Origin of the sequence: Pontibacter harenae (assembly GCF_020907245.1) — a bacterium.
Classification (GTDB): Bacteria; Bacteroidota; Bacteroidia; order Cytophagales; family Hymenobacteraceae; genus Pontibacter; species Pontibacter harenae.
The window spans coordinates 103,440-130,197 of record NZ_JAJJWH010000006.1 but is presented as its reverse complement, the minus strand read 5'-3'; the positions used below and the strand labels follow the sequence as shown (position 1 = coordinate 130,197).

At 46.1% G+C, this 26,758-nt stretch carries 18 protein-coding genes; 10 read left to right on the top strand and 8 right to left on the bottom strand.

What is annotated here, in order from left to right:
* Positions 1 to 77 precede the first annotated feature (77 nt).
* The 3 genes from glgX to LN893_RS05245 all read left to right on the top strand — a co-directional run bounded on the left by glgX (position 78) and on the right by LN893_RS05245 (position 3,584).
* Positions 78 to 2,216, top strand: a complete 2,139-nt coding sequence (glgX, locus tag LN893_RS05255; protein WP_229968750.1) for a glycogen debranching protein GlgX — start codon at positions 78 to 80, stop codon at positions 2,214 to 2,216.
* Between the two features lie 293 nt (positions 2,217 to 2,509).
* Positions 2,510 to 3,073 carry a heme NO-binding domain-containing protein gene (locus tag LN893_RS05250; RefSeq protein WP_229968749.1) on the top strand — a complete coding sequence of 188 codons (564 nt, stop codon included), beginning with the start codon at positions 2,510 to 2,512 and terminating at the stop codon, positions 3,071 to 3,073.
* A gap of 109 nt (positions 3,074 to 3,182) precedes the next feature.
* Positions 3,183 to 3,584, top strand: a complete 402-nt coding sequence (locus tag LN893_RS05245) for a hypothetical protein (RefSeq protein ID WP_229968748.1) — start codon at positions 3,183 to 3,185, stop codon at positions 3,582 to 3,584.
* 39 nt (positions 3,585 to 3,623) lie between these two features.
* On the opposite strand, the gene LN893_RS05240 is transcribed toward LN893_RS05245, so the two are convergent.
* The 3 genes from LN893_RS05240 to LN893_RS05230 all read right to left on the bottom strand — a co-directional run bounded on the left by LN893_RS05240 (position 3,624) and on the right by LN893_RS05230 (position 6,406).
* A complete protein-coding gene (locus LN893_RS05240) occupies positions 3,624 to 4,106 on the bottom strand; it encodes an META domain-containing protein (protein WP_229968747.1) in 483 nt (160 codons plus the stop codon).
* 94 nt (positions 4,107 to 4,200) lie between these two features.
* Positions 4,201 to 5,154, bottom strand: a complete 954-nt coding sequence (locus LN893_RS05235) for a hypothetical protein (RefSeq protein WP_229968746.1) — start codon at positions 5,152 to 5,154, stop codon at positions 4,201 to 4,203.
* A gap of 202 nt (positions 5,155 to 5,356) precedes the next feature.
* A complete protein-coding gene (locus LN893_RS05230; RefSeq protein ID WP_229968745.1) occupies positions 5,357 to 6,406 on the bottom strand; it encodes a flavin-containing monooxygenase in 1,050 nt (349 codons plus the stop codon).
* Positions 6,407 to 6,802: 396 nt separating this feature from the next.
* Between LN893_RS05230 and LN893_RS05225 the strand changes: the two genes are divergently transcribed.
* On the top strand, positions 6,803 to 7,864 hold the full coding sequence (locus tag LN893_RS05225; RefSeq protein WP_229968744.1) for an alkaline phosphatase D family protein: 1,062 nt from the start codon (positions 6,803 to 6,805) through the stop codon (positions 7,862 to 7,864).
* A 64-nt stretch (positions 7,865 to 7,928) separates the two neighbouring features.
* Here the strand turns inward: LN893_RS05225 and LN893_RS05220 are convergent, their stop codons facing one another.
* Together LN893_RS05220 and LN893_RS05215 are read right to left on the bottom strand one after the other, a co-directional pair.
* A complete protein-coding gene (locus LN893_RS05220; protein ID WP_229968743.1) occupies positions 7,929 to 9,248 on the bottom strand; it encodes an amidohydrolase family protein in 1,320 nt (439 codons plus the stop codon).
* Positions 9,249 to 9,334: 86 nt separating this feature from the next.
* Positions 9,335 to 12,358 (bottom strand): amidohydrolase family protein, encoded by a 3,024-nt coding sequence (locus tag LN893_RS05215; RefSeq protein ID WP_229968742.1) that lies wholly within the window; start codon positions 12,356 to 12,358, stop codon positions 9,335 to 9,337.
* 264 nt (positions 12,359 to 12,622) lie between these two features.
* Between LN893_RS05215 and LN893_RS05210 the strand changes: the two genes are divergently transcribed.
* The 5 genes from LN893_RS05210 to LN893_RS05190 all read left to right on the top strand — a co-directional run bounded on the left by LN893_RS05210 (position 12,623) and on the right by LN893_RS05190 (position 19,558).
* A complete protein-coding gene (locus LN893_RS05210; protein ID WP_229968741.1) occupies positions 12,623 to 13,741 on the top strand; it encodes a BamA/TamA family outer membrane protein in 1,119 nt (372 codons plus the stop codon).
* 116 nt (positions 13,742 to 13,857) lie between these two features.
* Positions 13,858 to 15,363, top strand: coding sequence for a catalase (locus tag LN893_RS05205; protein ID WP_229968740.1), 1,506 nt, complete (start codon positions 13,858 to 13,860; stop codon positions 15,361 to 15,363).
* A gap of 164 nt (positions 15,364 to 15,527) precedes the next feature.
* Positions 15,528 to 15,833, top strand: coding sequence for an ArsR/SmtB family transcription factor (locus LN893_RS05200; RefSeq protein WP_229968739.1), 306 nt, complete (start codon positions 15,528 to 15,530; stop codon positions 15,831 to 15,833).
* Positions 15,834 to 15,912: 79 nt separating this feature from the next.
* Positions 15,913 to 16,323 (top strand): rhodanese-like domain-containing protein, encoded by a 411-nt coding sequence (locus LN893_RS05195; RefSeq protein ID WP_229968738.1) that lies wholly within the window; start codon positions 15,913 to 15,915, stop codon positions 16,321 to 16,323.
* 304 nt (positions 16,324 to 16,627) lie between these two features.
* Positions 16,628 to 19,558: a WD40/YVTN/BNR-like repeat-containing protein gene (locus tag LN893_RS05190; protein WP_229968737.1), complete on the top strand. Its 2,931-nt coding sequence runs from the start codon at positions 16,628 to 16,630 to the stop codon at positions 19,556 to 19,558.
* 101 nt (positions 19,559 to 19,659) lie between these two features.
* On the opposite strand, the gene LN893_RS05185 is transcribed toward LN893_RS05190, so the two are convergent.
* The gene (locus LN893_RS05185) at positions 19,660 to 21,438 is read right to left on the bottom strand and encodes a thiamine pyrophosphate-requiring protein (protein ID WP_229968736.1); all 1,779 of its coding nucleotides are present in this window, start codon (positions 21,436 to 21,438) and stop codon (positions 19,660 to 19,662) included.
* A 256-nt stretch (positions 21,439 to 21,694) separates the two neighbouring features.
* Here LN893_RS05185 and LN893_RS05180 point away from each other — a divergent pair, with 256 nt between their 5' ends.
* Positions 21,695 to 23,353, top strand: coding sequence for a M1 family metallopeptidase (locus tag LN893_RS05180; RefSeq protein ID WP_229968735.1), 1,659 nt, complete (start codon positions 21,695 to 21,697; stop codon positions 23,351 to 23,353).
* A gap of 291 nt (positions 23,354 to 23,644) precedes the next feature.
* Here LN893_RS05180 and LN893_RS05175 read toward each other — a convergent pair whose 3' ends face one another.
* Positions 23,645 to 26,053: a TonB-dependent receptor gene (locus LN893_RS05175; RefSeq protein ID WP_229968778.1), complete on the bottom strand. Its 2,409-nt coding sequence runs from the start codon at positions 26,051 to 26,053 to the stop codon at positions 23,645 to 23,647.
* Positions 26,053 to 26,661, bottom strand: coding sequence for a PepSY domain-containing protein (locus LN893_RS05170; RefSeq protein ID WP_229968734.1), 609 nt, complete (start codon positions 26,659 to 26,661; stop codon positions 26,053 to 26,055). Before LN893_RS05170 ends, LN893_RS05175 begins: the two co-directional genes overlap by 1 nt.
* Between the last annotated feature and the right edge of the window lie 97 nt (positions 26,662 to 26,758).

The following is a 26,758-nucleotide window of genomic DNA, read 5'->3' as shown; positions in this document are numbered from 1 at the left end:
ATATGCGTACATGAGGAGGATTTAAAATAGTACACAACTAACTTAAAACCAGCTTTAGCGAGCCTGCTTATTTATATATGAAAACATCGACAGTATACCCTGGCAGTCCATACCCACTTGGTGCCACCTGGGACGGAGAGGGAGTAAATTTTGCACTTTATGCTGACAACGCAACCGGCGTAGAACTTTGTCTTTTCGACTCAACAGAGTCTGAAACTGAGTCGGACAAGATTAAAATGACAGAACGGACGCACCAGGTCTGGCATGCTTATGTGCCAGACCTAAAACCTGGACAGCTATACGGCTACCGTGTGCACGGGCCTTATGAGCCAGAAAACGGCCAACGCTATAACCCGAACAAGCTTCTGATAGATCCTTATGCCAAGGCTATATCAGGCACCATTGAGTGGCACGACTCTCTGTTCAGCTATAAATTCGACGACCCAGAGGGGGACCTTAGCTTTAATGAAACTGACAGCGCACCTTTTATACCAAAGGCTGTAGTGATTGATCCTAATTTCGATTGGGGCAAGGACAAATCACCCAAGATTCCTTATTATAAATCAATCATTTACGAAACGCATGTTAAGGGTTTTACCATGCAGCACCCCGATATTCCTGAGGAAATTAGGGGAACGTATGCCGCTTTGGCTCACCCAGTAACCATACAATATTTTAAAGACTTGGGTATTACTGCGGTAGAACTGATGCCAGTGCACCACTTTATTACAGACAGATACCTGGCAGAAAAAGGACTTACAAATTACTGGGGCTACAACTCCATCGGCTTTTTTGCTCCAGATGTACGCTACTCCAGCACGGGCACGCTTGGCGAGCAGGTAACGGAGTTTAAAAACATGGTAAAGGCCCTACACACAGAAGGTATAGAGGTTATACTGGATGTGGTTTACAACCATACAGGTGAAGGAAACCACATGGGCCCAACACTATCTTTTAAAGGAATAGATAATGCCTCGTATTACCGTTTGGTTGCAGACAACCAGCGCTACTACATGGACTACACAGGCACAGGCAATACACTGAACTCGAATCAGCCGAGTGTTCTCCGACTGATTATGGACAGCTTACGCTATTGGATTCAGGAAATGCATGTGGACGGCTTCCGTTTCGATTTGGCCTCTACCCTTGCCCGCGAGTTGCATGGAGTTGATAAACTAGGCTCTTTCTTCGACATCATTCACCAAGACCCTATTATTTCTCAGGTTAAACTGATAGCAGAGCCCTGGGATGTGGGCGAAGGCGGATATCAGGTTGGTAATTTCCCTGCTGGCTGGACCGAGTGGAATGGTAAGTATCGCGATTGTATGCGCGACTACTGGCGCGGTGAAAACAGTATGCTCGCCGAGTTTGCCGAGCGCTTTACAGGAAGTTCGGATCTTTACCAAGACGACTACCGCCGCCCTACTGCCAGTATCAACTTTATAACAGCTCACGATGGCTTTACGCTAAACGACCTTGTATCGTACAATGAGAAGCACAATATGGCGAACGGGGAGGATAACAACGACGGAGAGAGCCATAACCGTTCCTGGAACTGTGGTGCAGAAGGCCCAACCGACGACCCAGAGGTATTGGCGCTTCGCCAAAAACAGAAACGAAACTTCCTTACGACACTCCTGCTATCGCAGGGTGTGCCGATGATAGTGGCGGGTGATGAGATAAGCCGCACCCAAAACGGTAACAACAACGCCTACTGCCAAGACAATGAAATTTCGTGGCTAAACTGGGCAGAAGCCGACAAAGAATTGCTGGAGTTTACCCGAAAACTGATAAAGCTGCGCAAAGAGCATCCTGTTTTCTGCCGACGCCGCTGGTTTCAGGGGCAGCCTATAAAAGGCACTAAACTACAAGACATTGGCTGGTTCTTGCCAGAAGGCACCGAAATGACAGACGAACACTGGAACCATGACTATGCAAAGTCTTTGGCAGTATTCCTGAATGGGCGTGGCTTGCACTCCAGAGGCCCTAAAGGTGAACAGATCATAGACGACAGCTTTTATGTGATATTCAACGCTTATCATGAGCCCCTGAAGTTTAAATTACCGCCTAAACCGTATGGTACCGCATGGATAAAAACACTGGACACCAGCGAGAACCGTGTGGAGGACGAAGGAGTGACTTATAACCCTGGAGATGACATAGAAGTGGAAGGTCGTTCTGTTGTTCTAATGCGCCATCCAAAACAAAAATCATAATCTTACAGATGAGGTTAGGTAGCCATCGCATACCTAACCTCATCTTTTTATACTATTGTTGCACAGGCACACTGCTGCACATTTGCCAATATATAAATAACTAACTGTGTGTTTCTTACACGAAGCTAACCCACTTAGCTAATAATAATGAAGCCAAAAAGGTATATCAGCAAGTACAAAACTACTAAAATACAGCATCCGAAATTTGGCAAAAACTTTTTATCCTCAACTTCTCAGGCTTAAATTGCCCTTTATTTACCAACCAACAGTTACCGTATACCCGCATTAGTACAATGACGAATAATACAGAAGATAAAATGCATGGCTCCATCTTTGTATTTTTAAAAAGATTTGTAGAGAGCAGCTACGACTTCAGTACATGGATTAAGTTGTTAGATACCGCAGGTATAAACCATGAAACGTACCAGATGCATGGGATGTACCCTACTAAAGAGTTACAGACTATTGTATCGACAGCCTCTGAATTAACAGGACTCTCTGTGGATGAACTACAGGAAAGTTTCGGACGGTTTTTGGTGCCAGACCTGCTATTAATCTACCGAAAGCACCTAAACCCTGAATGGAAAACTTTTCAGATGCTTCAGTACACAGAGGCTGTAATGCATGGTGCTGTAAGAAGGGAGGATAGTAGAACAAACCCTCCTATACTATCTGTATCTAAGGTAAGCAACAAGCTCCTGATTATTGACTACCATTCTAAGCGCAGGATGGCGAGTGTAGCCATCGGTATTATCAAGGGCATTGCGCAGTACTTTCAGGAAAGTGACATCGTAACGGTTACACCTGTTACTCCACGCGATGCAGAGCGTGTACAGCTAAGGATTGAGTTTGCGTAACCAGTAGCACCCGTGCTTTTAGCTTAGTTTTACACAAATAGCTACGTATGTTACCAATTTTTGTATACTTGCACCCGCATTACACAGAAACAGGTAAAACATACGGCACATGAAAGCTACTATACACAGAGGAGAAAAAATAAAAGAGGCTATAAAAGAAAGTGGTTTAGCCGTAGGTGTGGTAGCTGAAAGAATGGGGATCAGCAGAAAAACGCTGTACAATAAGTTTAAGGAGGCAAGTATTCCCTACAGCTTTATTTTAAAGTTGGGCGAAGTGATCCACCACGACTTCTCAAAGGAATTTCCAAATCTGAGTAAAACTGTAAAGAAAGAATTGGTTTCTACACAAGCACCCCCTAGCCAAAACCTGCTGCTGCCTTTCGATAGAGAGCCTGAGCCACAACAAAAGCCCCGCTCTCTGAAAGAATGTGAAGCAGAGCTGATTGTGCTGCAACAGAAGTATATCGCGCTGCTAGAGAAGTTTAATGAACTGCTCCTTAGAAAAGGTTAAAAGTATACTGACTGCACTAGGTCAGCTAGTCTGCTGCAACTAATCTTGATTGCTTTGAACAGGGGCTGGTGTAGTAACCATGTGTTCAGCACCTGTTCTGAAAGTAGCTACTGCTCTACCGCCGCCTGCATATAAAGTAAGTAAATCGCCAGTTATGCTGTAGGTAGTTACCTGCGGCAACAGGCGCAGCATCTTCGCTTCCTGCTCTGAGTTATTGCATGCTACTTCTGCAGCATTTAGGTTTGTTAAGCGTATAGCGTTTACACTCCCAGCTAGTTCATATTTTCCGTACAACCTGTTACATCCCGTAAAGCCAGTTATGTCGTTGTCGTTTTCCTGAAAGCGAATGTAAGCTGTTTGTGTATTATTTGGGCGCTGCACACTCTGCCCCTCCAGTGAAAGCAATATCCAATAAGCATCCAGAATAGTTTCTGATTGGTTAGCAGTAGTAGCAACTTTAGCTGTGCAGGCGCTCAGCAGCAATGCCAGAAGAAGCGGTAGAAAGTATATTTTTTTAAGCATGATAGTTCCGTTTGTGGTAGTAATACGCAGTTAGAGCCAAAAAGTAAAAAGCCCGCAGCTATACCACGGGCTTCTTGCTTTTAATAGATTGACGCTAGCCTCTAAACTCGCCTCGTCCATAATCACTCATAGAAGAACTTTTAGAGTAATCTGGTCCTGATTTGTGTCTGCGGTCGAGTTTGCTAGAATTGTTGTTATACTGATCGTCTTGTGAATCCTGATCGCTTAAGTAGGCTCTGTTAGAAGAATACATGCCTGTGGCATAGTTATCTTGCTGGCTCCTGCTGTCGTTTGAGTCTTGAATACGTCCGCTGTAACGGAAATCATCACTCTCCTCGTCGTAGCGGTCGTAGTAGTTGCTCATGCGCGTGTTGCCAAAGCTATGGTCTCGCTTCATACGCTCATAGTCATGGTCACCACGGTCGTTATACATATCAATATCGCCCTTGTTATAGCCATTCTGGTGCCCGTAGTTATTTTGCTCATCACGGCCGAAGTCGTCGTATCTTCTGCCCTGGCCACCATACGTATAGCTATTGTCTTGGCGGGAATAGCGGTCGTTATCGTTATCTCCTCTATTGCTTTCTTGTCCCCAACCAGTGCCACGGGTACGTTCATAGCCTCCGTTGCGATTATTGTTCATATAGGGATTAGGGTCGCCGTAGCGGTATTGGTCGTCGTTATCTCTGTTGCCTTGCTGTGTGCCTGAGCTATAGCGGTTATAGTTATAATCTTCGCGGTCATCACGATCACGGCCATAACTGTTCTGGTTGTTATACTGATTGATATTTCCACCAGACCTTGGGTTGCTGCCAGCATTATAGCCAACAGAAACAGGACCAGAAGTCTGATTGCCGTAATCACTGCGCTCGCTGCTTCGTACGTTCCTGTATTCATAATCTTCTGATGGCATTCCGTAGTAGTTTCCACGGCTTTCGTAGCGGCTCAGGTAATTAGATAAGTTTTTGCGGCTGTCACGATCATTTTTTTGGTCCTGATTCCTTTTGTCTCGATCATATCTGTCGTAATACTGCTCGTTTCTATTCATAGCTTTAGTAGTTTATAGTTTCAACTTTATACTTATAAACGTGCATCAGGCTACAGTGTTTGCCTTTATTTAGAAGTATACAACGCCATTCGTATTTAAAAGCATAACATACCACAACGCTACATAAAACGCTTTCATCTCCAAAGCTGCTTTTATACAGGCAATGGCAGGACAGAAAAGCCGAGTTTTGAACTGATAAAACTTAAAAGTGAGCAGCTATATGCTTGGCTATATAAGCTGCATCGTTTGAAACACCGCCTAGTAAACCAGAGCCACGACTGTGCAGCCAGGGCAAACCCAGAAAGTAAAGACCTTCGCTTTGTGTTACTCCTCTATGCTGCACAGGCTTGCCCAGCATATCAAATACAGGAAGCTTTATCCAGGAAAAATCTGAAGTATAACCCGTGGCCCAAATATTGTTTTCCACATCGTGGATCACTCCCCTTTCACATATTATGCCCACTTTTGTAGCACCTAGAGCAGCACCAGTCAGGTGCAGTTTTGGGTGTTGCAGCACAGCATCCAGATTGCTGCTCATGATTGGCTCCTGCCGCTTCTGAATCTTGTTACCGAGCCAGCTATACTTGGAGCAGGACAGCAAACCGGAATTAAACAAAAATGTAAAGAAAAGGGCACTGGTATTGCCGCCGATTAACTTTCCTTTAAAGGAGAAATAAACCTCCTGCCCAGCCATTAGCAGTTCCTCCGCTATCTGGAAGCCTGAATTGCAGCCACCCACCACCAATGTTTTGCCTGGCAGCAGTTGCGATGGTCGTCTATAGTCAGCACTATGCAGTTGCTTGATGTTTGGATTTATTTGCTTTTTGAAAGCTGGTATGAACGGAACATGAAAAGCGCCTGTGCAAACTATAACCTGAGCAGCGGTATATGTTTCGTCAGCAGTTTTAACTACATATTGGCTACCCTGCTTACGCACTTCTGTCACTTTCTGCTGCAGAACCACAGGTAACTCAAAGCGCTTGGCATACTGCTGCAGGTACTGCGCCACCTCATCTTTAGAAGGAAAATAATCTCTTTTGCCAGGAAAAGGCAAGCCAGCCAAGCCATTGAAAGGCGCTAGTGTGAAAAGCTTCAGAGAGTCGTAGCGGTTTTGCCAGGAGGCGCCTATTTTCTCTCCTGCATCTAAAATAACAAATTGCTTATGTAGTTGCCTGAGATAATAGCCCATCGCCAGACCAGCCTGTCCCCCACCGACCACGATAGCTTCAAACTCTTTTATTTCTTTTTCCATAGTGCTGGCTCTACCTAGTTTTATGGGCTAGAGCTAGGTTTAGTAGCATAGGCTTGTTGCCTGCACAAAGGTATAGCGTTGGTTTCTAAAATAAATTCCTCTTTATCGAGAAGTTATCCGTATTCATCTAATTTGATTGATTGCTGAACATAATCCGCTTTTCTTCAAGTAAAACCATTTTTGTCTCCTTAGTTATCAAATTTAAAACTCCATCAAAAGCCTCTGCAAAAGCAGGGCTTTTTCGTTACCCTACCAATGACTTATGTATCCGATGCGCAGAATGCTGCAGATTTTAACCTGAGATTCATGCATTCATCCACTATATAGAAAGTCTGTCGAAACCTTTACTTCCAATGATCTAGTAAAAACCCTAGATACTAATCAAAGCTGGGCCACATGTGCTTTAAGATTCTGATACTCTTTATCCTCTCGCTTCTCTCAGCTACTCAAACTATTGCTTTTCAGCGAACTGTAACTAACAACGCAGATAGTTCTCATACCTACATCGCCTTTGGCTCCTGCAACAACCAGGATGAGTTGCAACCATTATGGCCAGCTATAATTGCCACTCAACCAGATTTGTGGGTCTGGCTAGGAGATAACATTTATGCCGATACGAAAGACATGCAGGTAATGAAAAAGAAGTATGAGAAGCAACTACAGCACAAGCCGTATCAGCAACTTCTTAGTACCACTCCCATTACAGGCACTTGGGACGATCATGATTTTGGCTATGACAACTCGGACAGGCGGTTTGATAAGAAAGCAGAGAGCCAGCGGTTGTTTCTGGATTTTATGGGTGAACCTAGAGATGCGCCTATTCGAAAGCAAGAGGGAACTTACCGTAGTTACACCTTAGGTGCAGGAGAACATAAAATAAAGATCTTTCTGCTGGATGTACGCTACTTTAAAGATCCTCTACTAGATATTTTCGGCTTGTATTTGCCTAACCCATTTGCAGATGTACTAGGTAAAGCACAATGGCAGTGGCTGGAACAGGAACTCGCTGCCAGCGATGCACAGGTGAACATTATTGCAAGCGGCCTGCAGGTTCTTCCCGATGGCCTCAGCTATACAAACTGGTCTAATTATCCTGTAGCCAGAAACCGCCTACTCAGACTGATAGAGCAAACCAAACCAGCCGTACCCATTTTATTAACAGGAGACAGCCATGTTGGCGAACTATCAAAGATAAACCTGAAAGGCTATGCTTATCCTCTCTACGAAATTAAATCGAGTGGTATGACACACCACCGCCGTGCAAAGAAAACCGGCAACAGCTACCGTGTGGGAGAACAAGTTGGCGAACTCAACTTCGGTATTCTTGATATTGCCTGGGCTGAGGATACCGCAACTGTTACAATGCAGATCAGAGGAGAAGGAAACAAAGTTTGGTTGGAAGAGAAGGTGGTTTTTCCAAGGAAAGATTTTAAGAAACATACCCGAGTTGAACTATAACAGGTGCCTAAAACAAAACAGGCTGTTATTTCTGACAGCCTGTTTTGTTTCTAAATAGGATAGCTTAATTAGCTAATGGTTTAGCCTGGGCTTTGTACTTGCCATCAAACTTCTCATACAGTACTCTCTGCTTTGTATTAAGGTCTACATCACGGCCTTGAATAAAAGCTTTTGTTACGTTGTTAGTGCGCATATCTAGCAGGTCGCCTGTAGAAACTACTAGTGTAGCATCTTTACCAACTTCCACAGATCCAACTTGCTTATCTACACCCAGAATCTTAGCAGTGTTAAGCGAAACAGCAGCCAGTGCTTGTTCTTTATCCAAGCCATGAGCAGCGGCAGTACCAGCTATAAAAGGCAGGTTGCGGATACCATGTATACTCAGGTCATAGTCTAAAGCGAAAGGAATGCCAGCTTTCTGCAACAAATATGGGGTTTTGTAAGGCATATCTACATCTTCCTCGGCACGTGCTGGCAAAGCATGCACGCCAGAATAAATAACAGAGATGTTATTCGCCTTCAGAAAATCTACGACAGCCAAGGCCTCACGTGCACCCACTATTACAACATCTTTCACGCCACGCTCTTTAACAAAGTTTACGCTTTCGATGATTTCCTTACCAGAGTTTGTGTGGATGTACAGCTTCTTAGAACCATCGAACAGGCCTGTCATGGCAGCTAATTTCAGGTTCTCGCTATCGTGCTTTCGGTTTTTATAAACAGCAGCATCGCGCAGCAAAAGCTCTAATTCATTCAGAGTCTCCTGGCGGCGAGCACCCATGCTGGCTAACCTTGGGTTAACGGTACCACCCGTTTGTATAAGCATGTACGGCCAGTTAAGGTGTATACCCTCATCGGCCTTTACAATGGCATCTTCCCAGTTCCAGGCATCTAACTGCACGATAGATGACGAACCTGCTATAGTACCGCCAATAGGAGCCACCTGTGTCATCAACACACCATTGGCACGCACTGTTGGTATAATATCAGAGTCAGTGTTATAAGCAACTACAGAGCGAACATGTGGGTTAAAGTCTCCCACTTCTCGCCAGTCTATGGTGGCACGCACACTTTCAACTTCGTTTAGGCCAAGGCTGGCATTTGGCTGTATAAGGCCTGGGTAAATGTGCTGCCCTGTTACATCTACTACCTCGTAGTTGCTTAGGCTGCTGGCACCACTCACAGGTCCTGCATACGTAATTTTACCGTTATCGAAACCCACAGCAGCGTTTTCTACTACTGTGCCGTTACCAACGTGCAGTGTTGCTCCTTTTAGTAGCATCGGCTTACTTTGCTTGGCCGCAGGAGCTGGCACCTGTGCAAAGGCAGGCATGCTTAGCAATAAAGCGACAAAAGCACCAATATATCGTTTTGTTATCTTCATGATTTTAGATTTGATGGTTTTTGCTTTTGCTGATTGTTACATGCTGTAGTATTATAGCAATCGAACAACCAGCTACAAACAATTACTTAATATGCATAGTACTGAGAGTCCTGATCCTGCTCTACTTCTTCGCAGTGCTGTACCATTGTTCTGCCTCTGGTTGGTGTTTGTGTTCTGGCACCACCCGACTTGGCATTCAGCATTTTCTGCATCAGGCGCATACGCTCTTTTTCCAAATCAACGCGCATTTTTTCGTCCTGCTCCAAATCGTAGTATGCAATTCCGTCAACAAACGTCTTCAGTGGCTTAGCATAGATAGAAAGCGGATTGTCGTTCCAAAGCACCACGTCAGCATCTTTACCTGCTTTCAGGCTACCCATTCTGTCGTCCAGGTGAAGCAACTTGGCAGGGTTCAGTGTTACCATTTTCAAGGCATCTTCTTCGCTCATACCAGCATATTTCACACTCTTCGCAGCTTCCTGGTTCAGGCGGCGAGCCATTTCAGCATCATCAGAGTTAATAGCCGTTACTACACCCAGGCTATTCATAATGCCAGCGTTGTAAGGTATAGCGTCCTTAACTTCCATTTTGTATGCCCACCAGTCACCGAAGGTAGAACCGCCAGCTCCGTGTTTCGCCATTTTATCAGCCACTTTGTAGCCCTCCAGAATGTGCGTAAACGTGTTTATCTTAAAGCCCATCTCATCAGCCACTTTCATCATCATGTTAATCTCTGACTGCACATAAGAGTGGCAAGTAATAAAGCGCTTGTTGTTTAGAATCTCTACCAGTGCATCCAGTTCAAGGTCACGGCGAGGTACTGGCGTGTTTGCTTTTTGCTTTTTAGACAGCTTGTTGTAGCTATTCCAGCTTTGCTCGTATTCTTTTGCACGCTGGAAAGCATCTACATAAACCTGCTCCACACCCATTCTTGATTGCGGAAATCGAATGTTAGCATTGCTACGGTTAGACTGTTTCACGTTTTCGCCAAGGGCAAACTTAATGAAACCATCTGCGTTCTCTACCAGCATCTCCTCAGGGCTCTTACCCCAACGCAGCTTCACGATAGCAGACTGACCACCAATTGGGTTAGCAGAACCGTGCAGCAATTGAGAAGTTGTTACACCACCCGCTAACTGACGGTAAATATTGATGTCATCGCTGTCTACTACATCGGCCATACGTACTTCGGCAGAAACTGACTGTGCGCTTTCGTTTACTCCGTTCAGAGCAATGTGAGAGTGCTCATCAATAATACCTGGTGTTACGTGCTTGCCCGTACCATCAATTACTCTGGCCCCAGATTCGCTCAGGTTCTTGCCTACTTTGGCAATTTTACCATTCTTCAGCAATACGTCTGCGTTCTCAAGCTTGCCTTCTTTCTCGTTTGTCCAAACAGTAGCGTTTTTAATCAACACTGTCTCCTGCTTTGGCAACTCAGCCTGTCCGAAGGCTTTGAAAGGGTAAATCATGTTACCAAGCGCTACTGGCTTAGCTGTCTTGGTACTGTCTCTTCTAGCCTTTTGGCTCATCGCTTCAGAAAAAGTAGCTGTCCATTTTACCGTAGAGGCATCTGGCAACTGACCTTCGCCTTGCAGGTTCTTGTCAGCTAACCAGCCGCTCAAAAGGATGCTTTTGCTGCTTTTCTTATCTTTTTTGAAAGATAGGGTAACCAGGTTTCCTGTAAATGAAATTTTTCCAGAAACAGTATCCTGGCCAATCACTTTCAGATCGGGTCTTTCTGGCGTACCAGAGATCATTAGCTTTTTAGCAGCCTCGTTACCCATTTTAAAGGTATAAACGCCTCTGTAATCAGCTGGCACCTCTGTTATTTTGTATTGATTGCCCTGCACCCAGTTTTCCAAGATGATGTTATCATCTGCAAACAGGTTATTGGTAGTGATGATAAAGTTAGCCAGCATGCCTTTGTTTAGGCTACCTACTATTTTATCAGCATTCAATAACTTAGCAGGCGTAGCTGTAAGTGCTTTTAGAGCCTCTTCTTCTGGCAAGCCGTATTCAATGGCTTTGCGCAGGTTAGGCAAAAAGTCTTTTTTATCTTTTAATTCTGCTGAAGAAAAGGCAAAAACAACCCCCGCCTTATGAAGCAAAGCTGCGTTGGCTGGTGCCATTTCCCAGTGCTTCATATCGTCCAGAGACACTTGGCGTGCATCCATCGGATCTTCTACATTGTAGGCATCAGGGAAGCTTAAGGTAAGAATAAGCGGAGCATTTGTAGCTTTGATCTCTTTGATCATCTGGTACTCATCGCCGTTACCTTTTATAATGTACTGCTTCTGGAATTCGTCTCCCACCTTATCGGCACGAAGTACATTCAGCTTATTTCCAGCCTCAAATATCTGCGGAAATTTATTGGCTTCTGTAAAGGCTTTCAAAGAAAGGTTCTGCTCTTTATCAGGGTTTTGCATGTTCCACTGTGCATCCAGGTACGTCTGGCGCAGCAGCGCTACAGAACCCATTAGCGAACTTGGATAATCCTGCGTTGAAGTTCCTTTATCAAAAGATAAGGCTGCTGCTGCTTTATCCATTACCAGCACTTCGTTTTCACGTTTCTCAGCTAGTGTTACCAGTGCCGATGTGCCGCGTGCAATACCATCGCGGTTTACAGCCAATACGGTTCCGAAACCTAGCTTACGAAGCTCTTCTGCCTGCTTGCTGTTAACCTTAAACATTTCGCCTGCGTTTGTCTCAGGGCGGATAGCCTGGTTCCAGTTGTAGGCACCTTTCTTTTCCGACTCCATCTGTGGCGGCGAGCCCCATCCTCTTCGTTCACTTTTAGCCTCTGGCAAACCATAGCTTGTGAACATATCCACCAATCCTGGATAGATGTGCTTACCTTTCGCATCAACTACCACGGCACCAGCAGGCACCTGTACGTTTGTGCCGACTGCTTCTACCTTGCCGCCTCTTATAAGTAAGGTAGCATTAGGAATAACCGTTTTGTAATCGGAGTGGATGGTAGCGTTCGTAAGAGCCACCAGGCCTGAACGTTCATCGTACACGCCGTTGCGCGGAAAAGTCTCCTGCGCCATTACACGGCCCGATGCCCCCCAGGCAAGACAGGCTGCAATGATCAAGATTTTCTTCATTAGATAGATTAAGGTATGATTAGTTTAGTTATTCAAATATAACTATAGATTCATAAAAACCCATCTATTTCCATCTGAGTTCACTAGCGCCCAAATAACTAGAAGAAATATCCAACTAGATCTGTGTTAGCACACCTAATAATATATTTATCACTTTCGGCATATAAACTAGTATTTAGCACTAAATTACCTATAGTTAACTGATAGTTTGTCCTTTAACTTATTCTTCCTCTTTATTTGTGCCATGAAAAAAACCTTGCTTCGGTGTGGTTGTCCTTATTGTGCCTGCTGCTAAGTGGCTACACTTCGTTATGGGCACAAACACCAGATTCTGCCTCCTCTCCTATGTTGGCTCCAAAAGTGATAAAGGGACTGATTCCGATTCCAGTATTGTATTACACACCCGATACACGACTTGGCGTTGGGGCAGCAGTAATTGGCTACATGCAACTGCCAAGTAAAAGAGACTCCAGCTACACCCGCCTCTCAACAGTGCGGCTGCTAGCAGACTATACCCTGAACAAGCAGATGGACCAGCAACTGCTTTGGTCAGTGTTTTCTAGGGAGGAAAAGTATTTGCTTAGAGGAGAGCTGCGACACAGGAAATACACTGATCGCTTTTATGGTCTAGGCAACAAATCTTTAGCAGCAAACGAGGAGAAATACGAATACTCTTATGTAAATGCCAAGTTGGGCTTACTACGAAAAGTTGGGCGGTATACCTTTGCGGGTATAGATTACCAGCTCACTAACTATTTCGGCTTACAAACAGACGCAGGTGAAGCTACAGGCCAAAGCATTTTGCTAACAGAACAAGTGCCAGGTTATAGAGGTGGGGTAAACTCAGGCGTTGGTGCTATTTTTTTGTTCGATAGCCGCGACAATGTTGCATTTGCCTCCAAAGGTATATTGCTAGAGATTTCTGGGTATAACTTTGGTAATACTTTTGGTGGAGACTTTAACTATAGCAATTTAAATACTGCCTTTAGCAAGTACTTTCAGCTAAAGCCGAACCACGTAATTGGTACGAATACAGTACTTAACTTAAACAATGGAACCGTACCTGTTATGCGAATGGCAACCGCTGGTGGCGATGGCATATTGCGAGGCTATGCCAGGAACCGTTTCCTGAGCGACAATTTTGCTGGAACACAAGTTGAGTACCGCTTCCCGCTCTACAAACGTTTTGGTGCCGCAACCTTCGCTGGTGTTGGCGATGTGTTTGAGAAAAGTGCGGACATTTCGTTTTCTAATATAAAATATTCGTTTGGAGGAGGGTTACGCTATGCCTTAAATCAGCAGCAAAAACTAAATATCAGAACCGATGTAGGCTATGGTACTGAAGGCATCAACTTTTATATTGTGATCGGAGAAGCATTTTAATTATCTATCATAGTTAATTTCTATAGTATAATAAATACTATCAATTTGATAGATATAGTTCTTCGCTATACTTTTGGATATCACTAAAGAAAAAAACTCCTTTACATATCCAAACCATGAGTGAGAACCAAAACCCAGTAAAACTGACCACTGCATCTGGCAGACCTTACTACGAGCACGAGAACTCATTGACAGCTGGCCCTCGCGGTCCTGTGTTATTAGAAGATTACATTCTGCATGAAAAGCTGGCGCACTTTAACCGCGAGCGTATACCAGAGCGTGTGGTACATGCCAAAGGCAGCGGTGCCTACGGTACTTTTACCGTTACCCACGACATTACCCAATACACCCGCGCCAAAGTATTCAGCGAAATTGGTAAAGAAACACGCGTGTTCCTGCGTTTCTCTACCGTAGGTGGCGAAAAAGGCAGTGCCGACAGCGAGCGTGACCCACGTGGTTTTGCCCTTAAGTTTTACACTGAAGACGGTAACTGGGACCTTGTTGGAAACAATACACCTGTGTTTTTCATCAAAGACCCTAAAAAATTCCCCGATTTCATTCACACTCAAAAGCGTGACCCTTATACCAACTGCAAAAGCGCTACCATGGTATGGGATTTCTGGAGCCTGAACCCAGAAAGCCTGCACCAGGTGCTTATTTTGATGAGCGACCGTGGTACGCCGCTTTCCTACCGCCACATGCATGGCTTCGGTAGCCATACCTTCTCTTTCATCAACAAAGACAATGAGCGCTACTTTGTGAAGTTCCATTTTAAAACACTGCAAGGTATTAAGAACTTCACGGCTGAGGAAGCTGAAATAATGAAAGGCAAAGATCCTGATCAGGCGCAGCGCGACTTGGTAGAAGCTATTGACAAAGGCGACTTCCCAAGATGGGCTGTGAAAGTACAGATCATGACAGAGGAAGAGGCTAAAACCTACAAATGGAATCCGTTTGACGTTACCAAAGTATGGTCGCAGAAAGATTTCCCTTTGATCGATGTAGGTGTACTGGAACTGAATGAAAATCCAGATAACTACTTTGCACATGTGGAACAGGCTGCCTTTGCTCCTGCACATATTGTAGATGGTATCAGCTTCTCTCCTGATAAAATGCTACAGGGCCGAATTCTAGGCTATCCGGATGCACAACGCTACAGGTTGGGAGCCAACTACGAGCAAATACCTGTGAACCGTTGCCCGTTTGCCACTAACAACTACCAGCGCGACGGAGCCATGCGTGTAGACGGTAATGGAGGCCGTATGCCGAACTACTTCCCGAACAGCTTCAGCAACGTGCAGCCTGATGCAGCTTACAAAGAGCCTGCTCAAAGGCTGGATAGCGTGGTTGCTGACTGGTACGACCGTAACGGCGAAGGTGAAAACGACCACTACACGCAGCCAGGTGACTTGTTCAGACTGATGACACCAGAAGAAAAGAAAAGCACGATCAATAACATTGTAGCATCCATGAGCGGTATGGAAGGTCCTAAGCGTCTTGAGATCATCAATCGCCAGCTGTGCCACTTCTTCCGTGCCGACATTAGCCTTGGTATTGGTATAGCAGAAGGTTTGAAAGTAGATGTTAGCGCTTACGCTGGCTCTATGTTGATGTTGAACTAGAACATTTTTCTTATAAACACACAGTACAAATAAAGGCCCGTAATGCGGGCCCTTATTTGTTTATACCATTCTGCATCTGCAGGAACTTCTTCAGCAGCTTGTTTGTAATAATGCATACATGAATACATGTTCATGTATATACCATTTAAATGGAGAAGTAGCCCATGAGCACCCTTAAAGTTAGAGTGGAACAGGAGAAGTTGGAAAGGGCAGCCTATGTATTGAAGTGCGTAGCTCACCCTGTTCGGATTAGCATTATAGATTTACTGGAGCAGAGTGAGGCCTTAAGTGTGGGTCAGCTACAGGAAATTCTACAAATAGAGCAGTCGTTGCTTTCACACCACCTCATAAAAATGCGCGACAAAGGCATTGTCAGCATTAAGCGTAAAGGCAAGAATGTCTATTATTCTCTTTCAGACCCCACTATCACCACTATTATTTCCTGCATTCAGGGATGCAAATCCGCTTAAGTATATTACTTGTATAAAGTTGCAGTAATGCTCCTTAAAAAGCTATCTTTATCCTTGAATTAACTTTGCGTAAACATCTATGAAATTCATATTCTTTAGTCTGCTTGCCTGTACACTTTCTTTTTCTGCTTTAGCACAGCAAGGTACTAGTTCAGCAGTAAAAACGCTTACGCCAACCGAGTTCAAAGGCCAGAGGCTAAGCATGAAAACAGTGGTACTGGATGTACGAACACCTGAGGAATATAACGCTGGACACCTGGAAGGAGCCGAAAACTCAGACTACCGTAGCGGGCAATTTGCTAAAGAGTTAAAGGAATTGAACAAGAAAAAGACCTACTACCTCTACTGCGCCTCAGGCAACAGAAGTGGCAAAGCGGCTCAACTCATGAAAGAAGCTGGCTTTGAGAAGGTGTATAACATAGGAGCATACCAGGATTTGAGAGAAGCAGGCTTCCCGACAGAAATGGAAATCCCAGAATTGGATAGATAAAACTACAGAAGCCTGATTCCTGAGGGAGCGCGGTACAAGGCTACTTATGTCTAACGTTCATCTGCCTCTTTTGCTGGCGCAGGTTTATAACTCGTACCTTTCTATTCTAGTGGCATCTGCGCCTCAACCTTGAGGCATGAGAATAATTTCAACATGGTTTTGAGCATCTTTCTCTCTATCCATTTAAATGGGTATATAGAGTTAGTTTTACCTAATCCTTCATTCAAACTCCTATACTTCCAAAATCCCGCATAAATCCTTAGCTTTAGAAACCCAAACTACTCTAATCTTCTAAAGTTATACTATGCAAAAACGTATACTTGCCGCGGCTTTGTTAACGGCACTTGCCTGCGGAAATCTACAAGCCCAACGGAAAAAGCAGCCAACGGCAACACCCGCCAACGAAAGGCTACAGGCAAAAGAAACAAGGCAGAACCTGAAGCAAACCTCTATTGCCAGTAACATCGCCTTCCGCAATGTAGGGCCAACTGTACAAAGCGGCCGTATCACCGACCTCGAAATATCACCCAAAGACCCTACTACATTTTATGCCGCCTATGCCTCTGGCGGCCTGTGGAAAACAACCAACAACGGCATCTCTTTTGAACCTCTTTTTGATGAGCAGGCCGTGATGACAATCGGCGACATTGCCATTGACTGGAACAACAACGAAACCATCTGGATTGGTACAGGCGAAAGCAACTCCAGCCGCTCTTCCTACTCTGGCGTGGGTATGTACAAGAGCACGGATGGTGGCAAGAGTTGGCAACACATGGGCCTAGACGACACCCACCACATCGGCAAAGTAATTATCCACCCAACCGATCCGAATACCCTTTGGGTAGCTGCGCTTGGGCATCTTTACTCGCCAAACAAAGAACGCGGTGTATATAAAACCACCGATGGCGGCAAAACTTGGGAAAAGACGCTTTATATAGATGATAACACAGGAGCCATAGACCTGCAGGTTGACCCGAAGAACCCGAACAACGTGTATGCCGCTATGTGGCACCGCGAACGCCGCGCCTGGAACTTTGTGGAGGGTGGCAAAACTTCTGGAGTATACAAATCTACCGACGGTGGCAACACCTGGACTGACATCAGCACAGCCAGCAGTGGCTTTCCTGACTCTGATGGCGTAGGACGTATTGGTTTAAGCCTCTTCCCTGGCAACTCCAATACTATGTACGCTCTGGTGGATAACCAGGAACTGCGCCAGGTGGAGAAGAAAACACCTAAAGCTGGCGAGCTGCAGGCAAGCCAGTTTAAGAACATGACGGTAAGCGCTTTTCTGGCACTGGACGATAAAAACCTGAACGAGTTTCTGGACAACAACCGCTTCCCAAGAGAATACACAGCAAAATCGGTTAAGGAAAAAGTAAGAAAAGGAGAAGTAAGGCCTGTTGCCCTGGCAGATTACCTGGAAGACCCGACCGTAGAAACTACCTCTGCACCTGTAAAAGGAGCGGAAGTATACCGCACCGATGATGGCGGCAAAACCTGGAAGAAAACCCACGACAGCTACATCGACGATATGTACTCCAGCTACGGCTATTACTTTGGTGTGGTACGTGTGGCTCCGCATGATCCTGATAAAATCTACATTCTAGGTGTGCCTATCTTAACATCAGACGATGGCGGTAAAACGTTCCGCAACATTGAAGGCGAAAACGTACACTCCGACCACCAGGCCCTATGGGTGAGTCCTGATAAACCTGGCTACCTCATAAACGGAAACGACGGCGGTATCAACATCACCTATGACGATGGCAAGAACTGGTTTATAGCCAACTCGCCTTCCGTAGGGCAGTTTTACGCAATTGCCGTGGACATGGAAAAGCCTTACAACGTATATGGCGGTTTGCAGGATAATGGCACCTGGTACGGCCCCAGCACATACAAAGCCAGCGCCTCCTGGACCCAAAACGGCCGCTATCCTTACCAGCGAATTGGTGGTGGCGATGGTATGATGGTGCAGGTAGACACTCGCGACAACAACATGGTATACTTCGGTTCGCAGTACGGAAACTATACCCGCGTTAATAAGCAGACAGGCGAGCGTCAGTCGATCAAACCTACGCATGAACTGGGCGAGCGTCCGTTGCGCTTTAACTGGGAGGCACCCATTCATTTGAGCCGCCACAACCAGGATATCCTATACTATGGCTCGAACAAATTCCACCGTTCTCTTAACCGTGGCGAGGACCTGAAAACCTTATCGGGTGACCTGACAAACGGAGGTATTAAAGGTGATGTGGGCTACGGGACCCTAACAACAATAGATGAATCACCACTTCGTTTCGGGCTGTTGTATACAGGTTCCGATGATGGGGTCATTCATGTGTCGAAAGACGGTGGCAATACTTGGGGTCGTATTTCTGATAAGTTGCCGCAAAATTTGTGGGTATCTACGGTAGTAGCTTCTAACCATAAGGAAGGTCGTGTGTATGCTTCCCTGAACGGCTATCGCTGGGATGATTTTACACCGTACCTGTACGTGTCAGAAGATAACGGCAAAAAATGGGAACGCTTAGGCGGCAATCTGCCCATGGAAGCCATTAACGTCGTAAAAGAAGATCCGAAAAACCCTGACATCCTGTACGTAGGCACCGACCACGGCTTATATGTTTCAGTAAACAGAGGTCGTGACTTTATGGTGCTTGCTGCAGATATGCCTGCTGTTTCGGTACACGACCTAGTGGTGCATCCGAGAGAGAACGACTTGGTAGTAGGCACACATGGCCGCTCTATCTACATCGGAAATGTAGCACATCTGCAGCAGCTAACGCCAGACCTGCTTAGCCAAAGGTTACACCTGTTCGACCTAGCGCCTGTGAACTACAATCCACGCTGGGGTCAGAAATGGGGAGCGTGGGGCGAAGCCATGGAGAGCACCATGGAAATTCCATTCTACACCTCCAGCCCAGGCACCACCACCATCCGCATCAAAACCGACAAAGGCCAGGTGCTACAAGAAATAAAAGACGAAAGTGAGCGCGGCCTGAACTACGTCAGCTATAACTTCTCGGTAGATGCAGCCAATGCTCAGGCTTACGAAACAGCCCTGAATGCTGGAAAGAAGAATGGAGAAGAAGCCGTAAAGGTAGAACCTGCCGAAAATAAAACAATCTACCTACAGCCTGGCAAGTATACAATAGAAGTAGAAACAGCCAACGGTGGTAAAGCTACTTCAGAGTTTACTTTGAAAGCTCCGCAGCGTAGAAGCAGAAGCTAGGCTTTTTTAGACACAAGACACAGGACGTAAGACACAAGATTTTTTTACAAAACAGCAGCGGCAGCCAAATGGCTGCCGCTGCTGTTTTGTAAAAAAATCTATTACTCCTTCGCCTGCTTTACTTCACTTGCCAGCGGTTCATCCAAATGCTCTCCTGCACCCTTGTCTCCTTTTTCAATGGCAGAAGATAGATTTTCGGCAAAGCGGGTGGCTACCTCAGGCGTCAGCGTGATGATATTCGGATCGGTTACAGCTTCGAGCACCACAGGGCGCTCTGCGTTTAGGGCTCTCTCCCACGCCTCCTCCACCTGCTCAGGGCTGTCAATTCTGATGCCTATCAAACCTAGGGACTCGGCATATTGCGCATAGTTGAATTCAGGCACCTCCTGCGACATTTCAATTCTCGGTGTACCCGCCATCAGGCGCTGCTCCCAGGTCACGAAGTTCAGGTCGTGGTTGTTGAGCACAAGTACAATTAGGCGCGGGTCAGCCCACTGCTTCCAGTATTTCTGTATCGTGATGAGTTCTTCGTTGCCGCCCATTTGCATGGCACCGTCGCCAGCAAAGGCAATGGCTAACCTATCAGGATAAGCGAATTTGGCAGCAATGGCATAAGGTACGGCACAGCCCATAGTAGCCAGCGTACCCGAAACAGAAAACTTCATGCCTTCGCGGATTTTAACGTATTGAGCCATCCAACTGGAAGTAGAACCTGAATCTGCAGCCAGGATACAATTGTTTGGCAGCTTAGGGGAAAGCTTTTCGAACACCAATCTTGGATTGAGCGGATCTGCTTCCTGCTGTGCCCGTTCTGCCAGCAGCTGCCACCAGTCTTTTATACTTTGCTCAATACTTTCGCGCCACGAGCGGTCTTCTTTTCTTTGCAGCAGCGGCAACAGGGCACGCAAGGTTTCAGCGCTGTCGCCTACCAACGGCACTTCCATCGGGTAGCGTATACTTAGCATACGTCCGTCAATATCAATCTGCACCCCACGCGCCTGTCCCTCTTTCGGCAAAAACTCAGCGTAGGGGAATCCTGAGCCGATCATCAGCAGCGTATCGCATTCCTTCATCATCTGGTGCGTGGCATTGGTTCCGAAGAAGCCAATGGCGCCCGTTACAAAAGGTAGTTCGTCGGGTAGGGCGGCTTTTCCTAAATATGCTTTGGCTACACCAGCACCTAATACATCGGCTATCTGCGTTACTTCTTCGGCGGCTCCCTTGGCTCCTGCTCCTATCAGTATAGCTACTTTTTTTCCTGCATTTAGTACTTCAGCTGCTCTTTGCAAATCCTCGTCAGTAGGCAATACGCGGGGCGAAGTATAGCCGATGCCCGAATGAACCGTCTGGTGCTGATGCTTCGGCTCTTCGTATTCCAGCTCCTGCACATCATTTGGCACGATAACACAGGTAACGGTCCGCTGAGCTTTGGCAATACGGATGGCCCTGTCGATCAAGTGCCTAATCTGGCTGGGCTCCATCGCCGTCTGCACATAATCGCCTGCCACATCCTTAAACAAAGCCATCAGGTCCACTTCCTGCTGCGCATGCCCTCCCAATGCCGTACGCGCTTTCTGCCCCACAATGGCCACTACAGGCTGATGATCGAGTTTGGCATCGTACAAACCGTTGAGCAAATGGATAGCCCCAGGTCCAGAAGTGGCCATACACACGCCTACTTCACCCGTGAATTTGGCATGGGCACAAGCCATGAGCGAAGCCATCTCTTCGTGCCGCACCTGTACAAACTCGGGCGGCTCTGCTGCTCTTTGCATAGCTCCCATAATTCCGTTAATGCCATCGCCAGGGTAACCGAAAATGCGTTTTACCCCCCATTTCGATAGCCTTTCTACCAGATAATCGCTTACCAGCTGCGCCATAAAATTCCTCGTTAAAATATGCTGAAAGCTAAGACCGCACTTGCGGCTTTAAGCTTAAAAATCAATGGATAAACTTAGAAAAGGTACGGCGGCAAACACAGATTGTTGAAACAGAGCAGCCACAGCATTACCTGCACAAGCTAAATTTTGCCTATATTGGACTATAAAAACAGGTAAAACAGGAACAGTTCTTGTTATTCACAAGCGAAACGTTGTTGCTATACTTACTGTAAAGCTTCTGTCACTAAAAAACTCTATGAAATTATTTAAAGTATTACCTCCGTTGGCCTTGGCGCTTTCTTTAACGACCCTTTCGGCCCAGGCACAACATGGCCAGCAAACGGAGTTCTCTCGCCAGGATACCCTGCGTGGTTCCATCACCCCTGAAAGAGCATGGTGGGACTTAACATATTATCACCTTGATGTAAAAGTAAATCCTGCCGATAGCACCATCAAAGGATCTAACACCGTGCAATATAAAGTGTTGCAACCGAACCAGCGTATGCAGCTGGACCTGCAGCCACCTATGGCCATCGAGAAGGTGACACAAAATGAGAAGCCACTTCAGTTTAACAGAGATGGCAACGTGTACTATATTCAGCTGGAGGAAAAACAAACACCTGGCGCTGTGAACAGCATAAAGGTTTTCTACGGCGGTAAACCTGTAGTTAGTACCAACCCTCCGTGGACGGGCGGAATGACCTGGCAGCGTGATGCGAACGGAAATCCTTTTGCAGCCAATTCGAACCAGGGCGACGGTGCCAGCATTTGGTGGCCCAACAAAGACCACATGTACGACGAGGTGGATAGCATGAAGATCAGCGTGACAGTGCCTGAGAAACTAATGGATGTTTCGAACGGCCGTTTGCTGAGTGTAGACCAGAACAACGATGGCACGAAGACCTTCCACTGGTTTGTCTCCAATCCTATCAACAACTATGGTGTGAATGTAAACATCGGCGACTACGTACATTTCGGGGAGAAGTACCAGGGCGAAAAAGGCCAGCTCGACTGCGACTATTATGTACTGAGCTATAATCTGGACAAAGCCAAAAAGCAGTTCAAGGATGTGCCTAAAATGCTGAAAGCCTTTGAGCATTGGTTCGGGCCTTATCCTTTTTACGAAGATAGCTATAAACTGGTAGAGGCGCCTTACCTGGGCATGGAACACCAGAGTTCCGTTACCTACGGCAATGGCTATCAGAACGGCTACAGAGGCTACGACCTGAGCGGCACTGGCTGGGGGCTTAAGTTCGACTATATCATCATACATGAGTCGGGGCACGAGTGGTTCGCCAATAACATTACCTATAAAGATGCCGCCGACATGTGGATACACGAGGCCTTCACCACTTACTCTGAAAATATATTCCTGGACTATCACTACGGCAAAAAGGCAGCCAGCGAATATGTGATCGGGCAGCGCGGTAACATCGAAAATGACATTCCGATTATCGGTAAGTATGATGTGAACAACACAGGCTCTGGCGACATGTACTTTAAAGGTGCCAACACGCTGCACACGCTGCGCCAGATCGTGAACGATGATGAAAAATGGCGAAGCATCCTGAGAGGTATGAACAAGGACTTCTATCACCAAACCGTTACTACGAAGCAAATTGAAGATTACCTGAGCCAGCACGTTGGCCGCGACCTCTCCTCTTTCTTCGATCAATACCTGCGCGATGTGCGTGTGCCGAAACTGGAGTACCAATTGGTGGGCAAGAACCTGAAGTATAGATGGACCAACACTGTGGATAATTTTAACATGCCTGTTAAAGTAACCATAGATGGTAAAGAGGAATGGCTGGAGCCGACCAACAGTTGGCAGCAACTGAAGGGGCTGAAGAAGAATGCGAAGGTAAAAGTTGATCCAAACTTTTATATTGAGTCAGCGCAGGCTACTGCTTCTTAGGTATATTTAAACTTTAAGCAGAACTAAGGTTAGATTGAGTACTCTAGCCGTTGCTGTGTGTTCTCACCAGCAAGCAAGAAGCGTGTCGAATAGCAAAAATATTTTAAGTTGTTGGTGAGAACACACAACAACGGCAACGTTTTTCTAAAATCAAAATCAGCCCTGCCACATTTGATTGTGGCAGGGCTGATGCTTTTACAGTCCACGAATTTCCGTTCAAAATACTTTGTTCCATTGTAGCCAGTAAGACTCTCACAATTAGGTGAATGCTGTGGATCTGTACTGAATTCTTTAAAAACTTCCTCTCAAGGTCACTACAAAGTTACGGCCTGGGGCGCTGATGCCTGAGGCAAAGACACGGTAATAGCGATCAGTTATGTTTTCTAAAGCGGCCTGCAGCTGCAGGTGTGGCGTAAGTTGATAAGCAGTACGAACGTTCAGAGTATACCAGGCAGGCATACCAGTTGGTGTGGCATACTGCAGGTTGTCTTCTCCTGATGAACTATAGTTTCGCAGCGTTTTCTGCCCGTTATACAGCACAAAAAATTCTGCCTGTAGCTTTTTCAAATTTAAATAAAGACTTGTTTTACCGAAGAAGGGGGGAATATGATCTAAGGGCACATCGCCTGTTTCTTCTTTAACTCTCCCATAGGTATAGTAAAAGGTCGATTTCAATACAATTGCACTCGTTATATTGGCTGCCACTGAGGCACTATAGCCATAGATATAGGCATTACTAGCATTTACGTTCGCCATTACCTGGCTCTTCACTCCTTCATATTCAATGGAATCCTGCCCCTGCAGCTGGAACGGCCGCACCACCAACGCATCACGGTACCAGGTGTAGTAACCAACAACCTCCACCGATAGAATATCAGCAAAGCTTTTAGAAACACCCATGTCTACTGTATAGGTATATTCGGGCTTTACATCTGGGTTAGGCACCAAAACTATGCCTGGTGCAGAATCAAACACCTTACTTAAGTCATCTACATTAGGGGCACGAAAACCTGATGCTCCAACCAGTGAAAAACGCCAATCACGGCTTGGTAGCCATGTGCCACCCACGCTACCTGTCACAGCCGAACTATGCTGCGTCACTTCATCCTCTAAGAAAGGAAAAAACGTCTTATCCTTAAACTCGGCATGCAAGCTTACACGCTCTGCCCGCACTCCTTGCGTGAGCACAATCTTGGGTGAAACGCTCCACGTATTAGACAAAAAAGCGGCTAAACTTTGCATAGTGGCTCCACCGTCGGGGTAGCGCGTGGAGATCGGGGCAGAAACACCCATTTCTATATTTTCTTCGGTTGCTTCAGAGGCCACATCGTTGTAGTTTGCCTCTACGCCATACTGCAGTCTATGCTTCTGTAGCTGCTTGCTAAAATCCGCTGCCAGGCTATACACCCACACCTCTTCTTCCCTATGCGAAAGACCATTGCGGCCAAAGCGGCGGTTATGGCGACTTTCCTCCAGCCTTTGCAGCGCTGCCACCACGCGTGCCTGGTCATAGAGTTTGGCTGTATCTTTCAGGGCCAAGCTATAGCTTGCCAGGAAACGGTCCTGCGGACCATAGTACCACTCGGCATAATTCAATTCTCCATCACCTGTCATCTCAGTTAGGCGGTCGTAGCGGGGAATGTCGGTGCTGGTGGAGTACTGCAGGTTCAGTTGGTGCGAAATATTACGGTTTGGCTCAAACAGCACTTTCTGGATTAAATCGTATTGTTTATAGCCTGTGGGGCGCTGCACGTTCGGGTTCGGGTTCAGCAGCATCGTATCTCGGGTGGCGGTGCGGGCGGCATAGTAATTCCTGATGCCCAGGTCTCCGTAGTTACTGCTGCGGTTAGCGCCCTGCCGCAGATTACCGAAACTGGTGTAAGTTAAACCTGAAAAACTTGCCCACTTGCTACGCCCGTAATTTGCCTGTGCATGTGCCGTAAATTCGTTTGCAGCAGTACCGTAACGGGTATAGGCTTCACCAGAAAAGGCATTACTTTGCCCTGCCGTCGCCAGTTGGGGCCGCTTTGTGTAAAAATGGATCACGCCACCCAAAGCATCGCTACCATACATGACGGAGTTCGGTCCAAACAAAACCTCTGTCCGTTCCAGCACACTATTGTCGATGGTAATGATATTTTGCAGGTGGCCGCCACGGTAAATCGCATTGTTCATGCGGACGCCATCTACTACCAAAAGTACTTTGTTCGCCTCAAAGCCTCTGATAACGGGACTGCCGCCTCCCATCTGGCTTTTCTGCACCAGCACTTTTCCTGTTTGCTGCAATAAGTCTGCTGTAGTAGGTTGGCTCGCAAAGGCAATTTCCCTTGCCTGCAGCACCTCTACCTGCTGCGGCACCTGCTTTTGTGGCAAAAATCGCCCTGCCGAAATCACCACCTCCCCTATATCGTGCACCTCTGGCACAAGCGCCACCCTATACTCCTGCGACCGAACTACTGCTACAGCCATTGTTTTGGACTGAAAACCTAGATAGGTAAATCTGAGAGAATCTGATTTGTACATCAGTTCTGCAATTACAGCCTTTCCGTTCGCATCAGTTTGTACTGAGTTTCCCCCTGGAATTCCAGTCACGGTAACTCCAGCCAAAGGGAGCCAGGAAGTTTTATCCACTACCGTTACCATTTGGCAAAAACCAGAAAAGGACACGATTGAAAATAACAGCACCAGCCACCTCTTCATCACGATTTATCTTCTTTTTTAATTTGTCTTATTTTCCTAGGATAGAACCACAGGAAAAAACCTGTGAACGAAATGATCAGTAGTCCCAGCCCCAGCACGTTCATGGTGATCAGTTTGAAAAGATCACCTATAATAGAGCCATCGTGTATTTGCTCGATCCAGTCGGAGTGGCGACGGGCAACAGACAACACTTTTCCTGTGCTGCCATCTAACTGCACCTCCCAATAACCCTCCGAAAAAAGCACTTTTACCATTCCTTTCTCGGGGCGTGCCTCTATTCTATCGATGGGATTGTTTTTTACCTGAACAGCAGAATCCAGGGCCGTGTAAGCTACAGTGGACATATCTGCTAAAGATATCCACTGAGTCAGATCTGGTGTCTGGCCTTCAATCAGCGGTGGCTGTAGTGTATCAACATTCTTTTTCCAGCCCAATAAAACACCAGTTATACTACTAACCAAAACTAACAGACCTAAAATCAAACCTAGATACCTATGATACACGCGGTAGTTCCGCAGCCTGTGGGTGAGGTTCTTTATTTTTTCCTTAACTGTAACCGATTGGGTACGCACGCTAACTATTATTTCGCTAAAAGTTACAATATCCAACAAATGTGCTTAATAAACAATGTCAGCACATCGGTTTCATAGTGGCAGCAGATGCAACCCTTCCCCGCCTAAAGTACTCTTAGAAATACAGAATAAA